General features: G+C 33.0%; 15 protein-coding genes and 3 tRNA genes. 10 read left to right on the forward strand and 8 right to left on the reverse strand.

The annotated features are described in order from the left end of the window. Positions 1-38 precede the first annotated feature (38 nt). The 3 genes from pfkA to E0F91_RS12155 form a co-directional block, all read right to left on the reverse strand. Positions 39-1,025 carry a 6-phosphofructokinase gene (gene pfkA / locus E0F91_RS12145; protein ID WP_132066750.1) on the reverse strand — a complete coding sequence of 329 codons (987 nt, stop codon included), beginning with the start codon at positions 1,023-1,025 and terminating at the stop codon, positions 39-41. Positions 1,026-1,514: 489 nt separating this feature from the next. Further along, positions 1,515-2,930, reverse strand: a complete 1,416-nt coding sequence (locus tag E0F91_RS12150; protein WP_132066751.1) for an MBL fold metallo-hydrolase — start codon at positions 2,928-2,930, stop codon at positions 1,515-1,517. Between the two features lie 547 nt (positions 2,931-3,477). Further along, the gene (locus E0F91_RS12155; RefSeq protein WP_132066770.1) at positions 3,478-7,911 is read right to left on the reverse strand and encodes a translocation/assembly module TamB domain-containing protein; all 4,434 of its coding nucleotides are present in this window, start codon (positions 7,909-7,911) and stop codon (positions 3,478-3,480) included. A gap of 199 nt (positions 7,912-8,110) precedes the next feature. Between E0F91_RS12155 and tsaD the strand changes: the two genes are divergently transcribed. The 8 genes from tsaD (at position 8,111) to E0F91_RS12195 (ending at position 16,142) form a co-directional block, all read left to right on the forward strand. Next, a complete protein-coding gene (gene tsaD, locus E0F91_RS12160; RefSeq protein ID WP_132066752.1) occupies positions 8,111-9,133 on the forward strand; it encodes a tRNA (adenosine(37)-N6)-threonylcarbamoyltransferase complex transferase subunit TsaD in 1,023 nt (340 codons plus the stop codon). A gap of 2 nt (positions 9,134-9,135) precedes the next feature. Further along, positions 9,136-9,843, forward strand: coding sequence for a 16S rRNA (uracil(1498)-N(3))-methyltransferase (locus E0F91_RS12165; RefSeq protein ID WP_132066753.1), 708 nt, complete (start codon positions 9,136-9,138; stop codon positions 9,841-9,843). A gap of 13 nt (positions 9,844-9,856) precedes the next feature. Beyond that, entirely contained in the window at positions 9,857-10,495 is a 639-nt protein-coding gene (locus E0F91_RS12170; protein WP_132066754.1) for a DUF4159 domain-containing protein, read from the forward strand. A 536-nt stretch (positions 10,496-11,031) separates the two neighbouring features. Beyond that, the gene (locus E0F91_RS12175; protein WP_132066755.1) at positions 11,032-11,976 is read left to right on the forward strand and encodes a zinc metalloprotease; all 945 of its coding nucleotides are present in this window, start codon (positions 11,032-11,034) and stop codon (positions 11,974-11,976) included. Between the two features lie 296 nt (positions 11,977-12,272). Next, positions 12,273-13,220 (forward strand): zinc metalloprotease, encoded by a 948-nt coding sequence (locus tag E0F91_RS12180; protein WP_132066756.1) that lies wholly within the window; start codon positions 12,273-12,275, stop codon positions 13,218-13,220. 78 nt (positions 13,221-13,298) lie between these two features. Continuing rightward, positions 13,299-14,390 (forward strand): AI-2E family transporter, encoded by a 1,092-nt coding sequence (locus tag E0F91_RS12185; protein ID WP_132066757.1) that lies wholly within the window; start codon positions 13,299-13,301, stop codon positions 14,388-14,390. Positions 14,391-14,392: 2 nt separating this feature from the next. Next, a complete protein-coding gene (locus E0F91_RS12190; RefSeq protein ID WP_132066758.1) occupies positions 14,393-15,574 on the forward strand; it encodes a THUMP-like domain-containing protein in 1,182 nt (393 codons plus the stop codon). A 1-nt stretch (position 15,575) separates the two neighbouring features. Continuing rightward, positions 15,576-16,142 (forward strand): hypothetical protein, encoded by a 567-nt coding sequence (locus E0F91_RS12195; protein WP_132066759.1) that lies wholly within the window; start codon positions 15,576-15,578, stop codon positions 16,140-16,142. Positions 16,143-16,146: 4 nt separating this feature from the next. On the opposite strand, the gene ddpX is transcribed toward E0F91_RS12195, so the two are convergent. From ddpX to E0F91_RS12215, 4 genes are all read right to left on the reverse strand, one after another. Beyond that, positions 16,147-16,806 carry a D-alanyl-D-alanine dipeptidase gene (gene ddpX, locus E0F91_RS12200; protein WP_132066760.1) on the reverse strand — a complete coding sequence of 220 codons (660 nt, stop codon included), beginning with the start codon at positions 16,804-16,806 and terminating at the stop codon, positions 16,147-16,149. Positions 16,807-16,899: 93 nt separating this feature from the next. Next, positions 16,900-16,973: transfer RNA gene (locus E0F91_RS12205), tRNA-Arg, on the reverse strand. A gap of 20 nt (positions 16,974-16,993) precedes the next feature. Then, positions 16,994-17,068, reverse strand: a tRNA-Pro gene (locus tag E0F91_RS12210). Between the two features lie 18 nt (positions 17,069-17,086). After that, a tRNA-Ser gene (locus E0F91_RS12215) sits at positions 17,087-17,170 on the reverse strand. Positions 17,171-17,398: 228 nt separating this feature from the next. Between E0F91_RS12215 and E0F91_RS12220 the strand changes: the two genes are divergently transcribed. Next, complete coding sequence (locus tag E0F91_RS12220) at positions 17,399-18,577, forward strand: acetyl-CoA C-acyltransferase (RefSeq protein ID WP_132066771.1); 1,179 nt, start codon at positions 17,399-17,401, stop codon at positions 18,575-18,577. A gap of 71 nt (positions 18,578-18,648) precedes the next feature. Beyond that, complete coding sequence (locus E0F91_RS12225) at positions 18,649-19,410, forward strand: C40 family peptidase (RefSeq protein ID WP_132066761.1); 762 nt, start codon at positions 18,649-18,651, stop codon at positions 19,408-19,410. A 59-nt stretch (positions 19,411-19,469) separates the two neighbouring features. Here the strand turns inward: E0F91_RS12225 and E0F91_RS12230 are convergent, their stop codons facing one another. After that, entirely contained in the window at positions 19,470-20,738 is a 1,269-nt protein-coding gene (locus E0F91_RS12230) for a tetratricopeptide repeat protein (RefSeq protein WP_132066762.1), read from the reverse strand. Between the last annotated feature and the right edge of the window lie 5 nt (positions 20,739-20,743).

A 20,743-nucleotide genomic window follows, 5' to 3' on the forward strand; every position in this document is an offset into this window, starting at 1 on the left:
ACCTAAAGTCTAATTTCCTCACAATAAACTTTAACCACTTATGTAGACATAATGTCTGAAACTCTTAATAATTCTCTATCAATCATTGTTTTTCCTTTTATTGCTTGCTCTAAAGGGGTCAATGAAACTTGATCATTTTGCAAGCCAACCATATAATTGGATTTTCCTTCTAATAAGGATTCAACCGCTTTTACACCTAATCTACTTGCTAGAACTCTATCAAAACAAGAAGGTGATCCACCACGTTGCATGTGCCCTAATACAGAAACTCTAACGTCATATTCGGGTAAATTCGCTTCTACATAATCTTTTAATTCGAAAACATTTTTACCTATTTTATCGCCTTCTGCAATAACAACTATGCTGGATGATTTTCCTGATGCCTTACTTTTTTGTAAAGATTCCAAAAGTCGGTCTAGACCTAAGTCTTCTTCAGGTATAAGAATTTCTTCGGCACCTGCTCCAATTCCGGCATTCAACGCAATATGACCGGCATCTCTACCCATAACCTCAACAAAAAATAGGCGATTATGAGAACTTGCAGTATCTCTAATTTTATCGATTACATCCACTACAGTATTTAGAGCAGTATCATAACCTAAGGTATGACTCGTTCCAAAAATATCATTATCAATTGTTCCTGGAATCCCCATTACTGGAAAATTAAACTCCGTATTAAATAGCAATCCTCCGGTAAACGTTCCGTCACCACCAATTACTACCAAAGCATCAATTCCTGATTTAACTAGGTTTTCGTGTGCTTTTTTTCTGCCTTCTGGAGTTTTAAATTCTAAAGATCGAGCTGATTTTAAAATGGTCCCACCTTTATTTACAATGTTGTTTACACTTCGAGGTCCCATTTCCTTGAAGTCTCCCTCAATCATTCCTTGATATCCTCTATAAATTCCGATACATTCTATGTTATGATAAGCACAAGTTCGAACAACTGATCGAATAGCTGCATTCATACCCGGTGAGTCACCTCCCGAAGTTAGAACACCAACTTTTTTTATTGTTTTTGGCATTATTTAAAGTATTAAAGTGTAAAATTAGCAAACATTAACCACTTTCAAGGCCGCGTTTTTAATAAATTAGGAAAGTATTCTAAATTCAAACGTTTTCGTTGATAAGTTTATTGGAATACCCAAATAAATTGAATTTTATTTAACAAAAATGAAAAATAGGTAACTTTTATTTAACAATTAACAATTCCTCTGTCTTTAATTAAAAGAAAAGCCAATCCTTTGTATTATTTATCAATCACAATTTAATAACAATTTCATTTTTCAAGTTGAAAAATTATAAAAAGTAGTTTTCAATATTAGTGCTATTCCATTTTTTTTTAAGAATGTTAAATTGAAGAGAAATGAAAAACCAACGCACTTGAATACAAAATAATTTTGTGAAGAGCTGGGGGAATTTAGTAGGCTGAATGGACTGAATAACAAAAATCAAGCGCTAAAAAAAACGCTACTTTTATGTAGCGTTTTGATAAAAATAGATGAGCTGTATTTCTATAATAATGTAGTTGGACAAACATAATCAGTGATTGAGAGATTGGTTTTTTTGATCGCTTCAAATCCACCAACAACATCAACAAAATTATCCCAACCCCGCTGTTTTAATATAGATGCTGCAATCATACTGCGATACCCTCCAGCACAATGCAAAATAAATTTCTTGTCTTTTGGAAATTGAGCAAGATGACTGTTTATTTCGTTTAGCGGAACATTAGTTGCCTCTATTAAATGTTCCGATAAAAATTCACTTTTTTTCCTAAGATCAAAAATTAGAGTTTCTTCAAAATTGATATTTTTTTCCAATTCTTCAGCAGTAATTCGATCAATAGTATCGGTTTCAAAACCTGTGTTCTTCCATGAAGAAAAACCTCCTTCCAAGTAACCAATGGTATGGTCATACCCTATGCGAGATAATCGTACCATACTTTCCTCTTCATTTCCCAAAGTGGTAACCAATAAAATTTCTTGTTTTATATCAGCGATCATTTCACCAACCCACATTGCAAAATTTCCATCTAAACCAATATTAATACTGTTTGGGATGAAACCTTTTGCAAATTCATCAGCAGCTCTTGTATCCAAAATTAATGCTCTTGTTTCATTTGCAACAGCTTCAAATTCAATTGGGTTTAGCGGCGTTTTTGCTTTCTTCATCACTTCGTCTAAACTTTCATATCCTTTAATATTCATTAAAACATTAGCAGGAAAATAGGCAGGAGGAGCAGTTAAACCCGTTAAAACAGCCGTAACAAATTCATCTTCGCTCATTTTTGGATTCAAAGCATAATTGGTTTTCTTTTGGTTTCCTAAAGTATCAGTGGTTTCCTTGCTCATCATTTTACCACATGCTGAACCCGCACCATGATTTGGATATACAATTAAATCATCTGACAAAGGCATTATTTTTTCTCTCAACGAATGGAATAGATGACGCGCTAATTTATCTTGCGTTAACTCTGCAATAACGTGTTGCGCTAAATCCGGTCGCCCAACATCTCCAATGAATAAAGTATCTCCAGTGATAATGCCATGTTCTCTTCCATTTTCGTCAATCAGCAAGTAGGTCGTGCTTTCCATGGTATGTCCTGGAGTATGGATAACTTTTACTTTGTAATTTCCGACTTCAAAAACTTGTCCATCAGTAGCTGAAATTATCTCATAAGCAGGCTTGGCTGTTGGACCGTAAATAATTTTAGCATTTGTTTTACTAGCTAAATCCAAATGTCCAGAGACGAAATCAGCATGGAAATGAGTTAGAAAAACGTATTTTATTGTAGCATTATCCTTAAATGCTCTGTCAATGTAAGGTTGAACCTCGCGTAAGGGATCAAAAATTGCTGCCTCACCATTGTTCTCAATATAATAAGCTGCATGAGCAATACATCCTGTGTAAATTTGTTCTATTTTCATAATCAAGAGTTTTTAAATAAATACTATTCTTTCGAATTTTAACTAAGCAAAAGTAGGTGCAACCTATTTCAACTTGTGTGATAAATATCATGGAAAAATAACTATTTTATGAGTAAATACAGTATGTGACAAATGTCACAGAAGAAAATTAAAGAGGATCAAACATATAAAAAACCATCCTGTTTAAAATGTTTTTTTATAATTGTTGAAGAAGTTTAATAAAATATTTTTTTGGCCGATAATCTGTATCGCTTATTTAGAAGGAGACAATAAGTACATTGCCATATTAACAGGAATCACAATCCGGAAATACTTAAAGATTATTCGCTGGAAGTCCACACCGAGTATTTCAAATAGAAAAAACATCAGGCACTAATCGCTTGCAAACCTCAAGACAACTTTACAATAGTGCGTCAAAGACCAAATATATGAGGAATTGATTTTTTGTCTGTGCATTCTCGCTTTTGAAGCATTTGGAATTACCAACAATTCATTTCTGAGGCACTTTAAAATAACGCTCTACATCGAACTAACAAACCCTTATGAGTTAATTTTCCTCTGGAATCAAGCCCTCTTGATTTTTTTTAATTTTTGCAGTAGTGGTTTTCTTAGATTTGGTAAAATTAATGTAGTCGGGAGATAAGTTGGAATCTTGATCTTCGGATGCAGGAGTTGTTACTTTATCAAATTTAAGGTTTTTAAAAATCTTATCTACAAATTCTTTGAAAGTATCAAAATCTACCTCATAAGAAACCCCTAATCCCTGTGTGTATCCAATTCCTTGACCAATGTAATTAATATCATTCTCTTTGTTAAAAAGTCTTAGATTTAGTGTTCCGTCTTCGTTAACACGAAATAGAACTTCCACATCTCCTACAATTGCAGACTCATTTATACCTCCAAAAGGAACTCCAAGTTTACCATTTATAGTCACTCTTTCATTAATCTTAGATGAAATTGTGGCAACGAATCTTCCGTCTGTTTCTTTCCCAATTCTTCGATCTGCACCAATAAAATTAAGCCCAACCTTAAACTTTTCATCATCTGATTGTATGATCCCTCCTAAAATACTTGAAGCAGTTTCAAATAAACTACCGGAAAAATCAGATTGATTAACTCCTTCTGGACTTAAAAAACCTCCAGAGGATAACAAATACAACGCTTGTGTTTGTCTGACATCTTTATCGTTAAGTTTGTACTGAATCTCTGATTTCAATACATTACTAACTGTTGGAAATTCGATGTTAAAATCGGGTTCCGGACTGGTTAAATCTCCACGAACTCCTATGACAACTTCCACTGGAACTTTGGTATTGAAAGACGCGTTATCTAATAAAACTGCTGGATTTGCTGATGTTTTATAAATGGCCTCTAGGTTTAACTGTGCTTTCATAGGGTTTCCTTCCCAAGTGATTGACCCTCCCTTTTTTACTTCAAATTTCTTATCAATAAGTCCTCCGTATTTAAAGTTATAAGTTCCCTCATAAGCTTGAAAATCTCCCCACATGTTAAATTTCCCTAATGTATTGATTTTAAATAGTAACGACCCAAAGCCTTTCCCTTTCATTCCGTGACCGGTATTGCGATCCAAAATCACTTCTACTTCGGCATCTGGAGTAATATCAAAGTCAAATTCAAGTTCGAGTCCGTTGTAGTTCCTGGTGTTATCAACGATACCATTCATTAAATTGTATTTTTCTTTAGCTGTTACAAAATGAATAAAGATATTATCACTTACACTCTCCGCATTATTAATGGGGATTTTTACAGCAGTTCCTTTCTCTGATTTAGCTTCTACTTTTATAAAAAGAGAATTCGTAGGTCCTTTAATCGAAGCAGTGCCATCTATAAAGGCAGTTCCATAATAAGCAGCATCTTCACTATCTTTAGTGTCTAAGGCTAATAATCGCTTAGAACTAATTGTTAGATCTAATTTCCAATCTGTAAAATTATTGTGCTCAATGTTTCCATTTAAGCTTCCTATAGTTCCATATTTAGTATCCGTTAGCGTATTATTTCTAAATAAGAATCGCTCATCTGTTAAATCTATAATTGCATTATCAGCTAATCCATAATCTACATTCAAATAGGGAATGGTTATACCTGCATTATCTAAGTAAAGGCGACCATTGATGTTTGGTTTTTTAAGATTTCCTTCGATGGTAGAATTCCCTGAAATAGAACCTCTAATATTAGACAATACTTCTCCGCCAAGCGAGTTCAATGTGGCTATATTAAATTTTTCGAATTTTAATTTTAAATCAAGGATTGTCTCTTTGTTCACGATTTCAAAACTCCCATTTGCATTAAATGCCTCAATATTTTCATTTTCTAAATTCGAATTGATCGTAAACTTTTTCAGATTCTCATCTCCTTCTATATCAAAATTTAAAGTTCCTAAAGGGGTTTTATTTACATCTAAATTGTCAATCACTATCGAAGCCGTAGGTTGATAAACATCATTATTCTGTTTAAAATCAACTTCTCCATTAATATTCCCCTGCAAAACAAACTTATTATTCGTAGGTGTAATCTGATTTAAATTAACATCTTTAAAACTCAATTTTAAGTCCTTTATAGTCGTATCCTTAAAAACCCCAGCTAATGAAATCGACTGATCTTCATGGGATAGAATTATATTATCGATATTAAAATTTTTAAATGACTTATCAAAAACAATTTGATTATCTGGAGTTTCATTTTCATTTAAAAACCATAGATAGTCCTTGAACTTAATTTCTGATTTGCTAATGCCCACAACATTATTATTATCCTTATTTATAGTATGGTATAAATTCAGATTGTAATAGTCTTCTGCATTTGGACCCCCTTTAAATTCTGAACGAAAGAATAATGTATCCTTCATCGTAACATTTATCAAACTAAAATCACGTATTTTATAATATTTTGTTTTGATACTATCGAGCTCAATAAAGGCATTATAAAGAGGATTTTTGTTGTCAACTGCTACTCTGATATTATCAAATGTCGTATTTGATGCTTTAATTTGAGGCGAATCAAAGTTGAATTTAAATTCCTGACTATCTGAATTGATGTTTCCTTTAACAATAGTATTAGCCCCTATTGAAATTTCAGGATAAAATATTTCGATTATTTTATTATAAATCGAAAAATTAAACTTTAGGAACTGTCCTCTTTTGACCTTATTTGGCTTAAAATTAGTGTATAAACTTCCTAAAGAATTTTTTACTAAATTTTCCAGTTGATTGAATTCATATTTACCCACAATTTCTCCTTGGACAATATCCGGAGAATTTACAGTTATCGTTCGTATCCTATCTTGATCAAAAGCAGAATTTATAGTGAAATCATCAAAATTATACGTGTCTTTCGCATTTTGATAAGAGGTTTTGTTTATATAAACATTTCCTTGAAAATTCTCTATGTTATTTCCTGAAGCCTGAACCACAACATCACCCCTAAATACAGAAACCGAGTCTTTTACTAATTTTAGTTTGTTTAAATCTGCATTTTCAACAATGATATGAAAGTCATACCGACTGTCTTTTTTACTTAAATCCAATAAGCCATCAAATGTCATTTTCAAATTTGGGTCATTTATTTCTATTTGACCTTTATAATTGGGACTCTCTAGCGTTCCATTAACAACGATATTAGTATAATTATACGTTTTATACTCTATTTGACTTATATCACCCTTTATGGCCGTATTCAAATATTCTTGTTTAAATCCTTTACCATCCACATCAATATTTAAACTTACCCGACCTATTTCTTTTTGATCCAATAAAGTTCCAATGTCAAAATTTTCAAAAATTACATTTCCTAAATAAGAAGCCTTATCAATTACGTTTATATTTTGAATGGCTAATTTTGAAGTTACTTTCCCTAATGCAGTGCTCATAGAAAAATCTGCTTCGACTGCGGTAGTGGAAACATTGGAAGATCCTGAAGCTGAAAATCTACCTAGTTTTTTTAAGGAAGTCGGTAATTTATTCCCCAAAATATTAGGCAGAATTACGATCAAATCCTCGTAGCTGGAGGTTAATTTATCAAATTTGGCATACATAGAAAATTTTTGCCCCTTTTTAGCAAAAAGATTCTTAAAATTTACGTCTCCAATTATTTGGGTCTTTCGATCGTCTACTAATTCCAGATTTTTAAATTTCAAATCGTTAAGTGTACCTTTAATACTTGCCTTAACGTAAAAATGTTGATTTTTTCCAACTTCTTTATAGAAATACCGAATATCATTTGAAGCTATAGAAGCCGAATTCAATTTGATATCAAAAAGAACTTTATCGGTAAAATTAGAGAAATCTTCTATTTTATAATTCAATAAAACCGTTCCTACTAAGGTGGATTCTTTCGTTAATAAGTCTAACTTTTCGAGCTTTATATTTTTTTTCGAATAGGTGAATTTTGATTTTAAATTTTTAACATACAAACCTCTAAAATCCAAAAATGACATTTTATTGATATTGGTTGTAACATCGGGACCAAATATTTTAAAATCAGTTACGGAAGCATTCAGTTTAGTAAAATCCAACTCTTTTGGAATCTCCCGATTTTCATCAGTTAACATGAAATGTCCAGAAAAAATTTGAAGTTTATTTGCTTTAAGCAAAAATTTTCTACTGGACGGCTTTCCGGTTTCGAATGCTTTAATGAATTTATCAAGATTTGACTCTTTTTCGTTTTTATACGTTTTTAGATTAAAAATTAACCCATGCAAATCCAATCCATCAAAAATTAAATCACCATCCAATAATTTTTTCCCTTCCAAAATGGTAGTTGCAATTCTTTGGGAATAAATTAAGGTATCTTTACGATGATCGCGAATCAATACATTTTTGAATTTTATTCCCCCAAAAACGGAAATTGCAACCCCATCAATAGCAATATTTGTCCCAAAATCTTTATTAATACTGTTCGTGAAATAGCGAGCAATTTTAGTTTGAACAGCTGGCAAAGTGAGTGCGATAGCAAGAACTAGCAAAAGTAGGATTAGCCCAAGCAGGGAACGAAGCACTATTTTTATAACTTTTTTGATACCTATTTTCTGTTTAAATTTTTCACTACTGCATTTTGCCTTTAGAAACGGGGTCCTTTGATAAAAATTCTCTAATTTTGTCCTTTGACAAAATATTTTTTCTTTAATTGACCCGTCAAATGTAATTCAAAATTTGTGCCTTTTTATGCAAAATTCCGAGGTTTTTATTCTTGCCATCGAAAGTTCGTGTGACGATACTGCCGCTGCCGTTTTACACAACGACAAAGTACTATCAAATGTTGTGGCGAATCAGCTAATCCATACCCAATACGGCGGCGTAGTTCCTGAATTAGCCTCCCGTGCACATCAACAAAATATTGTTCCCGTAGTTGCTGCAGCACTCCGCAAAGCAAATATACAAAAAGAACAGTTATCAGCAATTGCATTCACGCAAGGTCCTGGACTCATGGGATCTCTTTTAGTAGGCAGCTCTTTTGCAAAATCAATGGCGCTAGCATTGCAAGTTCCGCTAATTGCAGTCAACCACATGCAAGCCCATGTTTTAGCTCATTTCATACAGGAAGAAGGCTATGAAAAACCGGACTTCCCTTTCCTAGCCCTAACCATTAGCGGCGGACATACTCAAATTATTAAAGTCGATCACTTTTTTGACATGACTGTTATAGGCGAGACAACTGATGATGCCGTAGGTGAAGCATTTGATAAAAGTGCCAAAATTTTAGGTCTGCCCTATCCCGGAGGTCCTTTAATTGATAAATACGCACAAGAAGGAAATCCAAAAGCTTTCGTTTTTACAAAACCTAAAGTTCCTGGATTAGACTTTAGTTTTTCTGGTTTAAAGACCGCTATTTTATATTTTATACAGAAGAAAAAAGCAGAAAATCCAAATTTTATCGAAGAAAACCGAGATGATATTTGCGCCTCTATTCAACATACGATTATTGAAATTTTGATGGACAAATTAAAATTGGCCGTGAAAGAAACAGGAATAACTCAAATCGCTATTGGCGGAGGGGTTTCTGCCAATTCAGGCATCCGAAAAACTTTAAAAGAGGCCGAGAACAAATACGGCTGGAAAACCTTTGTTCCCAAATTTGAATATACCACTGATAATGCTGCAATGATTGGAATTGTAGGTTATCAAAAATTTTTAACTCAAACATTTGAAACTTCAGCTGTGGTTTCTAAAGCAAGAATACAACTATAATTATGCAATTATTTTACAGTCCTACTATTACTGAAGCTACTGAAATTTTTTCTTTTGACAAAGAAGAAAGCAAACACATCATCAAAGTTCTGCGCAAAAAAGACACTGACATACTGCAGGTCACTAATGGTTTAGGTTTTTTATTTACAACTGAAATCACCTTAGCCTCAGACAGTAAATGCACGGTTAAAATTATTTCTTTTGAAAAAGCACCTCCATCAAAATTTAGATTGCATTTGGCTGTTGCTCCCACTAAAATGAACGATCGATTTGAATGGTTTTTAGAAAAAGCCACTGAAATTGGTATACATGAAATTACCCCAATCATTTGCGACCATTCTGAACGAAAAGTTATCAATATCGAACGATTTGATAAAATCCTTTTGGCAGCAATGAAGCAATCCAATGAAGTGTACCTTCCAAAATTAAATAATGCCGTGACTTTCAAGGAATTTATTAATCTTAAACAAGAAGGTTTAAAAATGATTGCTCACTGCGAGGAAACAGATAAAAGAACGCTAAAATCAGTTTTAAAACCCAATCAAGAGCTAACAATGCTTATAGGTCCTGAAGGCGATTTTTCAGAAAAAGAAATCGCATTGGCACTTGATAATGACTTTATTCCTGTTTCATTAGGCAATACAAGATTACGAACGGAAACTGCGGCCATTGTCGCCTGTCACAGCGTAGTCTTTATTAACGAAGAATAACGGATTATACCACATGAAAAAAATATTTTATCTTTTATTACTCTTGTCCATACCATCATTTTCACAAGAAATTGCTTTGGTAAAATATAGTGGCGGTGGTGATTGGTATGCCAACCCAACATCACTGCCTAACTTGATAAAATATTGCAACGCCAATATTAACACCCGCATAAAATTAAAGCCGGCCACTGTCGAACCTAGTAGCCCTGATTTATTTTCGTATCCTTATGTTCACATGACGGGTCATGGAAATGTTGTTTTTAGCGATGCAGATACAAGTAACCTAAAAAATTATTTGCTAGCGGGTGGATTTCTACATATTGATGATAATTACGGAATGGATCAATATATTAAAAAAGAGATAAAAAAAATATTCCCAAACAACAACTTAGTAGAAATTCCTGCTAATCATGTAATTTTTCAGAAACCCTATTCGTTTCCAAATGGATTACCGAAAATACATGAGCACGATGGCAAACGGCCACAAGCGTTTGGTATTTTCATCAAAGAAAAACTCGTTTTACTTTACACCTATGAATGTGATTTAGGAGACGGCTGGGAAGATCCTGAAGTAAACAATGACCCAAAAGAGATTCGTGAAAAAGCTTTAAAAATGGGTGCTAATATTATAAGTTATCTTTTTACTAATTAGGCATTTTTTTTACTTACTACCCTATTCTTCATTCCGTTTGCAGCGCTTCCTTTTTGATTTTAAAAGTCAAACGCCCTACTCCTTTAGCATAACTTTTGATATTTATATTTTAACATAAATTTTAGAAAAAAAACACTTTTGATCTACTTAAAATCAAAGAATAATTAGACAAATCAAGTACCAAAATCTCATGATTAGCTTGACCCATTACTGAATTTGTCTAACAAAATATAAAATAAGCTAAACAAATTCGTTGTTGTTTTTTATTGAAATTAGTATTTTTTAAAATAATTTAATAAAAAAAAGCATAATTACTTCCATAAAAAACTAAAAACTAGAAGATTGTTTACATTAAAACCAAAATGAACTATCAGAAAATACTTTGAAACAAAAATATTAAATATTACGGAAACCCGTAAAATGAAAGAGTTACAAATTATTTTTAAAATAAAACAACCATTAATTTTTTTTATGAAATAATTGTTATAAAATTGTGAAATAATTAACCAAATCTATTAATTTATAACAAATTCATTATGAAAAAAATTCTTTTATCTGCAGCAGCATTAGTAATGCTTTTCTCTTGTCAAAATGACACTACAGAAACAGCTCCAGAAACCAGTGCTGTAGCAAAACGTGGTTGTGCGTCACAAGAAGTTCTTGCAGCACAAATGAAAGCAGATCCAACCTTAGCTTTAAGAATGAGCAAAATTGAAGCTTTTACTGAAAAAGCGATGCTATCCGGACGTTTAGTAAACGGTAAAATAGAAATTCCAGTTGTAGTAAACGTGTTGTACAGAACAGCAGCCGAAAATATATCTTTAGCTCAAATCCAATCTCAAATTGACGTTTTAAACGAAGATTTCAATGCAACAAATTCTGATTTTAGTAGTACTCCAGCTCTATTCTCTGGTGTTGCTGCCAATGTTGGAATTACATTTGTTCTACAAAATGTTGTAAGAAAAGCAACAAGAACAACTTCATTTTCAACTAATGACGCAATGAAAAGCGCTAACAAAGGAATTGCGCCTACTACACCTAACACAGTATTAAACATGTGGTCTTGTAATTTGGGAGGTGGTATTCTTGGTTATGCTCAATTCCCTGGGGGATCATCTGCAACGGATGGAGTTGTAATGGATAATAATGCATTTGGACGTACTGGAACAGTTTCAGGAGTTTACAACTTAGGAAGAACTGCTACTCACGAGGTGGGTCACTGGATGAATTTACGTCACATTTGGGGTGATGCAACTTGTGGAAGTGATCTAGTTTCTGACACTCCTACACACAATACGGCTAACTATGGTGTTCCAGCTTACCCTCACTACAGTACTTGTACAGGTACTCCAGTAGAGATGACAATGAACTATATGGATTACACAGACGACAGAGGGATGTATATGTTTACTAACGGTCAAAAATCCAGAATGGCAGCCATTTTTGTTTCTGGTGGAGCAAGAGCAGGTTTCGGAATTTAATTCAATTCACTTTAATAGTTTAATCTCTAGAGGTGGCTAATAGTCACCTCTTTTTATTCAAAATATACTCCTTTCTTTTTACCTATTATAAAACATCTTAAGAAGGTGATTTTATAAAAGTAGTCGTTCAGCATGTATTTATTCCTGAGCTACTGTATTTACGATTAGTATCCTAAAGACACAATTTTAACATATTTTCTCAATCATTTGAAAAAATATTTAAATAATCATTCGAACTAGTTATCATTAAATTGTCAAATAATTAACCAAATCTATCTATTTATAACAAATTTATTATGAAAAAAATTCTTTTATCTGCTGTAGCATTACTAATGCTTTTTTCTTGTCAAAATGAAAATACAGAAATTACTCCATCAGCTGATGCAATTACAAAACGTGGTTGTGCCTCTCAAGAGGTCCTAGCCGCCCAAATGAAAGCAGATCCATCGCTAGCGTTAAGAATGAACGAAATTGAAGCATTTACTCAAAAATCAATGTTGTCAGGTCGTTTAGTAAACGGAAAAGTTCAAATTCCGGTTGTAGTGAATGTTCTTTATAGAACAACTGCTGAAAATATTTCATTAGCGCAAATTCAATCACAAATTGATGTTTTGAACAGAGATTTTAATGCTACAAATTCTGATTTTAATCAAGTTCCTTCTTTATTTGCAGGTGTAAAAGCAAATGTAGGAATCTCATTTGTACTAGAAGCTGTTTACAGAAAAGCTACTACCAAAACCTCTTGGGGTACTAACAATGCAATGAAAATTGCTTCTCAAGGCGGAATTGCTCCAACTACACCAACTACTAGGATGAACCTTTGGTCTTGTACTATTGGTGGTGGAATTTTAGGTTATGCTCAATTTCCTGGTGGATCTTCTTCTACGGACGGAGTTGTAATTGATTCTAAGTATTTAGGAACTACTGGTACAGCTACATTTCCTTTCAACTTAGGAAGAACGGGAACTCATGAAGTAGGACACTGGATGAACTTACGTCATATTTGGGGTGATGCAACTTGTGGTAGTGATTTAGTATCTGATACACCTACTCACAATGCAGCAAATTCTGGAGTTCCAGCTTATCCAAGTTACAGTACTTGTTCTGGTAATCCAGTTGAAATGACAATGAACTATATGGATTATACTGATGATAGAGGAATGTATATGTTCTCTAACGGTCAAAAATCAAGAATGGCTGCCGTTTTTGTTTCTGGTGGATCAAGAGCAAGTTTCAGATTGTAGTTTTTTAGTTTTTTAAGAATTCAAAACTCGCTACTTGTTAGCGAGTTTTTTTTTATATTTACCAACTAAAAATAAAAAATGATTACATCAAAGACGATTTCCAACGGTATTTTGAGAGCGCTATTGACTTTAGCTTTCTGCGGTTTAATTTTATTATTTTTTTACCAAATTCAATCAGTCTTAATTTATCTGGTAATATCGTTTATAATGACGTTAATTGGAAATCCAATTTTAGACTTTTTTAAAAGACGGCTAAAATTCAATCATATCTTTGCTACAATACTAGTTTTATTCATTTTTATATTAATTATCTTTGGGTTTTTAATGATGTTTGTTCCGCTGGTTTTATCACAAGGACAAAATCTTTCCTTACTAAATACGGTAGAGATTGAAAAAGATATTGTTCAACTAATGGAGCAAATAAGTGTTTTCCTTGACAGCCATCAAATTGATTCTGCACAACTTTTAAAGGAGGCTAACGTAACCTCAAAAGTTAACTTTAACTTTATCCCTAATTTTTTAAACACGATATTAAACACCATTAGTAGCTTGGGCGTAGCTTTAGGATCGATTTTATTTATAACCTTTTTCTTTTTAAAAGACCGGTTGATGTTTATTGTTGGTGCTAAAAAATTAATTCCAAATAGCCATGAGGATCAGATCTTACATTCTTTAGATAAAATAAACCATTTATTGTCACGCTATTTTATTGGTTTATTGATTCAATTATTCATCGTATTTATTTTATATATGATTGTATTATTTATTTTTGGAGTACCCAATGCGCTTGTTATTGCATTTCTATGTGCTGTGTTAAACATTATTCCCTATATCGGTCCGTTAATTGCTTCGGTGTTAGCCGCAATTTTAACAATGCTAAGTAATTTGGGCAGTGATTTTCAATCTGAAATTTTACCAACAACAATATACGTTTTAATCGGTTTTTGGATGGTACAAATAATTGACAATAATTTTTCTCAACCTATCATTTTTTCTAAAAGTGTAAGTTCACACCCCCTAGAAATTTTCCTAGTAATTCTTATTGCTGGTTTCCTTTTTGGAATTTTAGGAATGGTGGTAGCAGTTCCTCTTTACACAATAATCAAGGTAATTGGCAAAGAATTCTTCCCAGAAAATAAAATTATCATGTTATTGACTAAAGATATTTAATTGTGGATACATCCTTATTAAATCCAGAAATACAAGCTTTTATAAATGATACTATTGGTGCAAACATATCAAAATTAGCACTGCAAAAAAATCCATTTCCACAGTCTAATTGGATTGGTGTTTTGAGCCAAATTGAAGCAAAGACAAAAGCAAAAAACAAATTACCGACTTGGTTTGCAACCAAAAATATAATTTATCCAAGTAAAATTTCAATCGAACAAACCTCATCTGAAGCAACCGCTTCCTATAAAGCCTCCATTGTTTCAGGAGAATGTCTAATTGATTTAACTGGAGGTTTTGGAGTAGATGATTATTATTTTGCAAAAAAAATAGAAAAAGTATCCCATTGCGAAATTAATCCTTTACTATCTGCTATTGTAGGACATAATTTTAAACAATTAAATACTTCTAACATTACTTGCTATTCCGCAGATAGCTTTGATACTTTAACAACTTTACAAACAACATGGGATTGGATTTACATTGATCCGTCTAGGAGAAATGATTCAAAAGGAAAAGTATTCATGCTGAAAGATTGTTTGCCAAATATTCCAGAAAATCTAGCTTTTTATTTTAAAAATTCGAATGCAATTTTAATAAAAACAGCGCCTCTTCTTGATATTTCTGCTGGATTATCTGAATTGCAACATGTAAAAACAATTCATATAGTAGCCTTAGAGAATGAAGTAAAAGAATTATTATGGGAATTACACAAAGGATATTCTAAAAATATTAGCATTAAAACCATAAATATTTTAAAGGGTAAAACAGAGAAATTTGATTTTATTTTGAATGAAGAATCCAAATTCATACACTTTAGTTTGCCTCAAAAGTATCTCTACGAACCCAATAGCGCTATCATGAAATCAGGTGGATTTGATGAAGTTAGCTTGTTTTACAACGTAAACAAATTACACAAACATTCGCATTTATATACTTCAAACAACTTAATATCCTTTCCAGGGCGTGTTTTCGTAATTGAGAAAACATTTCCATACAATAAAATGGAAATGAAAATTCACTTAGAAAACAGTCAAGCGAATATTACAACTCGTAATTTCCCAGATAGCGTAGAAAATATTCGAAAAAAATGGAAAATCAAAGATGGAGGATTCAACTACTGTTTTTTCACAACTGATTCAAATAACCATAAAATAGTTTTAATTTGCACCAAAATAACATAAAATGAAACACTTGCTCCTTCTTGCCTTATTTCTTTTCAGCTGCAGTTTATTTGCTCAAAAACCTTGTGAATACAGTTCAGAAGTAGCTGATTCCTTAGGAACTTATAAATCCACAAAGGAATACATGATTAGCGAAAAAAAATTTGCTGGAAATTCTAGCTATATTTTTTATTCCCTTGCTTTAACAGACGGTATGCCCACATTGAATATACAACTTATTCAAAAAAGTAAAGATTTTTTAAAAGCGAATTGTTTTGATAAAAATTCTAAATTATTTTTACAATTAAATAATGGAAAAATAATTACACTGATTCATGTTGACCAAGAAAATTGCGGAACGCTATTGCGGGATGATAAAGGTTTTGACAACAGAGTTAATTCTGGAGTTTTCATGTTCATGAAAGGTAGTTTTGAAGAATTAAAAAACGTTCCAGTATCCATGATGCGTATAAAATATTTGACTGATACAGAAGATTATATCTTGAAAAAAGAGTTTACATCGGAATTGACAAATGAAGTGTACAATCCGGAGACCTACTTCATTAATTACCTACAATGTATAGAATAAGGTACTATTTGCAATCCCATTTAGCATTAGATACTTTATCATTCAAACCTGACTTCAAATTGTAGTGCCACCATTCGGAATCAAAAGAATTGAATCCACTACTAGTCATAAGGGTTTTTAATAGTATTCTATTTTGTTTTACTGCTTCTGAAACTTTCGGATAGTTATGACTGGCTTCGATTCCAAAAAAATCGAATGTGGTACCCATATCGAGTTCTGTTCCGCTATCATCTACCAAAGTAATATCTACCGCTCCTCCTCTATTATGAATAGAGCCCTTAGCAGGATTTGCTACATATTTAGGATTCGAAACGATAGTCCACATTTTCTTTTGAATATCCAAAGGCCGGTAACAATCAAAAATTTTGATTTTATATCCTTTTTCTATGAATTTTTTATTGGCTTCAATAAGTGCCTTCACCGTTTTTAATCTTAAAAAGCATTCGGCACAATCGTACACTTTTGTCTTTAGAAAATTATCTTCTGTTGCGTACTTCATGTCATAAACAAAATCACTAGTATACTCTTTCAAATTTACAAATGTGGTATCATTACTTAATGAACTATTTATTTCCAGTTTATCAGACAAAATGGCTTGCGACTTACAAGAGGCGAAACAAAAGAAAATACAAAAAGGCACGAGAAGTTTGAAGTAGGAAAGCATATAATCTATTTTTTATAAAAATACCATAAATAAAGAGATTTCAGGAATTATTAAAACAAAAAAAACCGATACTAATAAAAGTATCGGTTTTTGTGAAGGCAGAAGGATTCGAACCTTCGACCGCCTGCTTAGAAGGCAGGTGCTCTATCCAGCTGAGCTATGCCTCCATTACTGCTGTAAAAACTAGTCGGGGTGGCAGGATTCGAACCTGCGGCCTCCTGCTCCCAAAGCAGGCGCGATAACCGAGCTACGCTACACCCCGTAAACAAAAACTATAAAGCGGAGGGACAGGGACTCGAACCCTGGCACCGATTGCTCGATGACAGTTTAGCAAACTGCTCCATTACCACTCTGGCACCCCTCCAAGCTCAAGGAAACGTGTCCTGTTTTGCGGTTGCAAATTTAAGACATCTTTAGACTTCTCACAACTATTTGAACCCTTTTTTTTAAACTTTTTTATCCTTTTTTTAAAAACACTTCACAATCAAACAAATACAATAGAAATAAATATAAAAAAGATAATCTCTTTATCAAAATATGAAATTGTTTAAAAAAGATTAAATTTGCTTCATAAACCAACATTATGAAAGTCATGAACAAAAGAGTTGTTATCGTTTCTGCCGTTAGGACACCTATCGGAAGTTTTATGGGGGGATTATCTACAGTCGCTGCTCCTAGATTAGGCGCAATTGCTATTAAAGGCGCTTTGGACAAAATAAAATTAGATCCAAATTTGATTGATGAAGTATATATGGGCAACGTAGTTCAGGCTGGCGTAGGTCAAGCTCCTGCTCGTCAAGCCGCTATATTTGCAGGTTTACCAAATACTGTAGCCTGTACCACAATAAATAAAGTATGTGCTTCTGGAATGAAAGCAGTGATGCTAGGCGCGCAAGCCATTCAATGTGGTGATGCCGAAATTGTAGTAGCAGGTGGAATGGAAAACATGAGTTTAATTCCACATTACATGCATTTGAGAAATGGAACAAAATTTGGCACTACAACTATGATTGATGGAATGCAGCGAGACGGATTGTCTGATGCCTATGACAACAATGCTATGGGCGTCTGTGCTGACTTATGTGCATCGGAATATAATTTTACCCGAGAAGACCAAGACAAGGCCGCAATTCAATCCTACGAGCGTAGTGCTAAAGCATGGAAAGAGGGAAAATTTGATAATGAAGTTGTTCCCGTTCCTGTTCCTCAAAGAAAAGGAGATCCGATTATCGTTTCTACTGATGAAGAATTTACAAATGTAAAAATTGACAAAATACCCTCTTTAAATCCAGCATTTACAAAAGAAGGCACGGTGACAGCCGCTAATTCTTCCACAATTAACGATGGGGCTGCTGCAGTAATTTTGATGAGCGAGGAAAAAGCACTTGAATTAGGTTTGAAGCCTTTGGCTTATATCAAAGGATATGCAGATGCGGCTCAAGAACCAAAATGGTTCACAACAAGTCCTTCAAAAGCAATTCCTAAAGCTTTAGAAAAAGCAGGAATAGCCATTGGCGATGTTGATTATTTCGAATTTAACGAAGCTTTTGCAGTTGTAGGTTTAGCTAATTCTAAAATTTTAGGCTTAGACAGTAGCAAAGTAAATGTAAATGGAGGTGCTGTATCTTTAGGACATCCACTGGGTTGTTCTGGAGTGAGAATCATTGTCACATTACTTAACGTTTTAGAACAAAATAATGGAAATATCGGTGCTGCTGCAATTTGCAATGGTGGTGGTGGTGCTTCAGCAGTTGTTATTGAAAGAATTTAATTAATTATGAGTTATGAGTTATACATTTTGAAACGTATGGCTCATAACTCTTACCTCATAATTCAACATACATGTTTGGAATTTGTAATCTAGCAATGATACCGCTTCGGTTTGAACCAAGTGATAAAAGCGAAATTGTTTCTCAAGTTTTATTTGGAGAACATTTCGAAATTTTAGAACAACACAAGCAGTGGTCTTTTATCAAAATGCAATATGACGGTTATGAAGGCTGGGTTGATTCTAAACAATTTCAATTAATTTCTGAATCAGGTTTTAATCAATTATCAATAGAAGCCATCATTCTAAATGCTGATTTAATTGAATATATAACCACGCCATCCAATTTATTGATTCCAATTCCTCTAGGTTCCTCCGTGTCGTTTATTAATAACAATGAGATCAATACGTCTAATTTTGATTTCGAAGGAACTAAAACAAGCGGAGAGAAGACCAAAGAGAACCTTATTAAATCTGCTTTTATGTATTTAAACGCTCCTTATCTTTGGGGGGGGAAAAGTCCTTTTGGAATAGATTGTTCAGGATTTACTCAAATGGTGTATAAATTAAATGGGTACAAATTACTCCGTGATGCTTCTCAACAATCAACTCAGGGAGAAGCTTTGAGTTTTATTGAAGAAAGTGAGCCTGGAGACTTAGCTTTTTTTGATAACGAGGAAGGCAAAATTATTCACGTAGGCATCATCATGGACGATAATTACATCATTCATGCTAGCGGTAAAGTTCGCGTGGATCGATTGGATCATTTGGGAATTTTTAATGCCGAGACAAATAAACACACCCATAAATTACGAGTTATTAAAAAGATTATATAAAAAAACCTATCTAGAATTCTCTAGATAGGTTTTTTATAGTATCAATGCGAATTGACTTTCTAATTCTTAGCTTTCAACGCTTTGTATTCTGCTGTCATTTCCAAAGCATTATAAACCCCTAAAAGTGTTTTAGAAACATCCGAGTTTTTAGGATCTAATTCTACTGCTTTTTGAAGATAAGGAATAGCACTTTTGAACAAATCTTCTCTCTTCTTTTTCAAATCATCATAACGCTTCATATCCTTAGTAGAAGTTCCAAGTTTATTCATTTCATCAATAATAACTTTTTCATTTTCTAATTTCAAAGCGGATAAATTAATATAGGCGTTGATGTATTTTGGATCGATTTCAATCACCCTTTTATAGTATTTTTCAGCCTCAGTAACGTTTTTGGCATTGGCACTTATCACACCTAAGTTAAAAACTAAATCTGCGTCGTTAGGGTTTTTTTCTAAAACTTCAGCGATTAGTTTTTTGTACATTTCAAAATCTTTAGTTTCCAAGTAAAGATTAGCCTCTGTCAAAAGCAAAGAATTATCTTCTGGATTTGCTTTTCTAGCTTCAGAAATTGCTTTTTTAGCCTCGTCTGTTTTTCCTTTTTCAACTAAAATCAAAGCCATATTTTTATAAATCTCTCCTCTTTTAGAAGGAATAGCTTCGGTTCTTGGCTTTTCATGCGTTCCTAACTTCACCATTCTATCTCTTTCAGCAGCAGTAGCAAAAAAATCTTCTTGGCTGGTTAATTTATTCACTGCAAAATAGCTAGTACCTTGTCCTGAATAGTTCAAGTTTTTTAAATTCTCGTATAACTCTAGCGCTTTATCATATTCATTTGCATTTACATAAGTAGAAGCTGCATAATATAAATTGATAGTGTCTTTTTTATCTAACAAATAAGCATCATATAATTTTTTAGCACTATCTGAATGCTTTTCAATTTTTGAATCAGCAATTGCACCATTAATTAATTTGAATTTGATATCTGTTATTGAAGCAGCTGCTTGTGTTGAGAATTTTACTTTCCCAGAAAGTTTTTCAGCTGCAATTAAATCCTGATATGATTTTGCGGCAAGCGAAAGATTCGTATTGGCATCAATATTCTTGTTTGCTAAATCTAATAAAGCATTTCCTTTTACAAAGAAAAACTGTGCCTTTTCAGCATCTGTAGCAGTAGCTATTAAAGATTCTGCTTCCATCAAAATGATGACTGCTTCTTGGGATTTTCCACCTTTAAGCGCCTTTTCAGCAGCTTTAATTTGATCTTTTTGAGCAAAAGTAGCTACTGATATCAATAACGCTGATGCTAAGATTACATATTTACTTTTCATAATAT

The organism is Flavobacterium sandaracinum (assembly GCF_004349135.1).
In the GTDB taxonomy this organism is placed as follows: Bacteria; Bacteroidota; Bacteroidia; order Flavobacteriales; family Flavobacteriaceae; genus Flavobacterium; species Flavobacterium sandaracinum.

What these genes read in the sequence shown, in the direction of transcription:
- pfkA (WP_132066750.1), bottom strand. Translation starts at nt 1,025, where the DNA reads ATGCCAAAAACAATAAAAAAAGTTGGTGTTCTAACTTCGGGAGGTGAC.
- E0F91_RS12150 (WP_132066751.1), bottom strand. Translation starts at nt 2,930, where the DNA reads ATGAAAATAGAACAAATTTACACAGGATGTATTGCTCATGCAGCTTAT.
- tsaD (WP_132066752.1), top strand. Translation starts at nt 8,111, where the DNA reads ATGCAAAATTCCGAGGTTTTTATTCTTGCCATCGAAAGTTCGTGTGAC.
- E0F91_RS12165 (WP_132066753.1), top strand. Translation starts at nt 9,136, where the DNA reads ATGCAATTATTTTACAGTCCTACTATTACTGAAGCTACTGAAATTTTT.
- E0F91_RS12170 (WP_132066754.1), top strand. Translation starts at nt 9,857, where the DNA reads ATGAAAAAAATATTTTATCTTTTATTACTCTTGTCCATACCATCATTT.
- E0F91_RS12175 (WP_132066755.1), top strand. Translation starts at nt 11,032, where the DNA reads ATGAAAAAAATTCTTTTATCTGCAGCAGCATTAGTAATGCTTTTCTCT.
- E0F91_RS12180 (WP_132066756.1), top strand. Translation starts at nt 12,273, where the DNA reads ATGAAAAAAATTCTTTTATCTGCTGTAGCATTACTAATGCTTTTTTCT.
- E0F91_RS12185 (WP_132066757.1), top strand. Translation starts at nt 13,299, where the DNA reads ATGATTACATCAAAGACGATTTCCAACGGTATTTTGAGAGCGCTATTG.
- E0F91_RS12195 (WP_132066759.1), top strand. Translation starts at nt 15,576, where the DNA reads ATGAAACACTTGCTCCTTCTTGCCTTATTTCTTTTCAGCTGCAGTTTA.
- ddpX (WP_132066760.1), bottom strand. Translation starts at nt 16,806, where the DNA reads ATGCTTTCCTACTTCAAACTTCTCGTGCCTTTTTGTATTTTCTTTTGT.
- E0F91_RS12220 (WP_132066771.1), top strand. Translation starts at nt 17,399, where the DNA reads ATGAACAAAAGAGTTGTTATCGTTTCTGCCGTTAGGACACCTATCGGA.
- E0F91_RS12225 (WP_132066761.1), top strand. Translation starts at nt 18,649, where the DNA reads ATGTTTGGAATTTGTAATCTAGCAATGATACCGCTTCGGTTTGAACCA.
- E0F91_RS12230 (WP_132066762.1), bottom strand. Translation starts at nt 20,738, where the DNA reads ATGAAAAGTAAATATGTAATCTTAGCATCAGCGTTATTGATATCAGTA.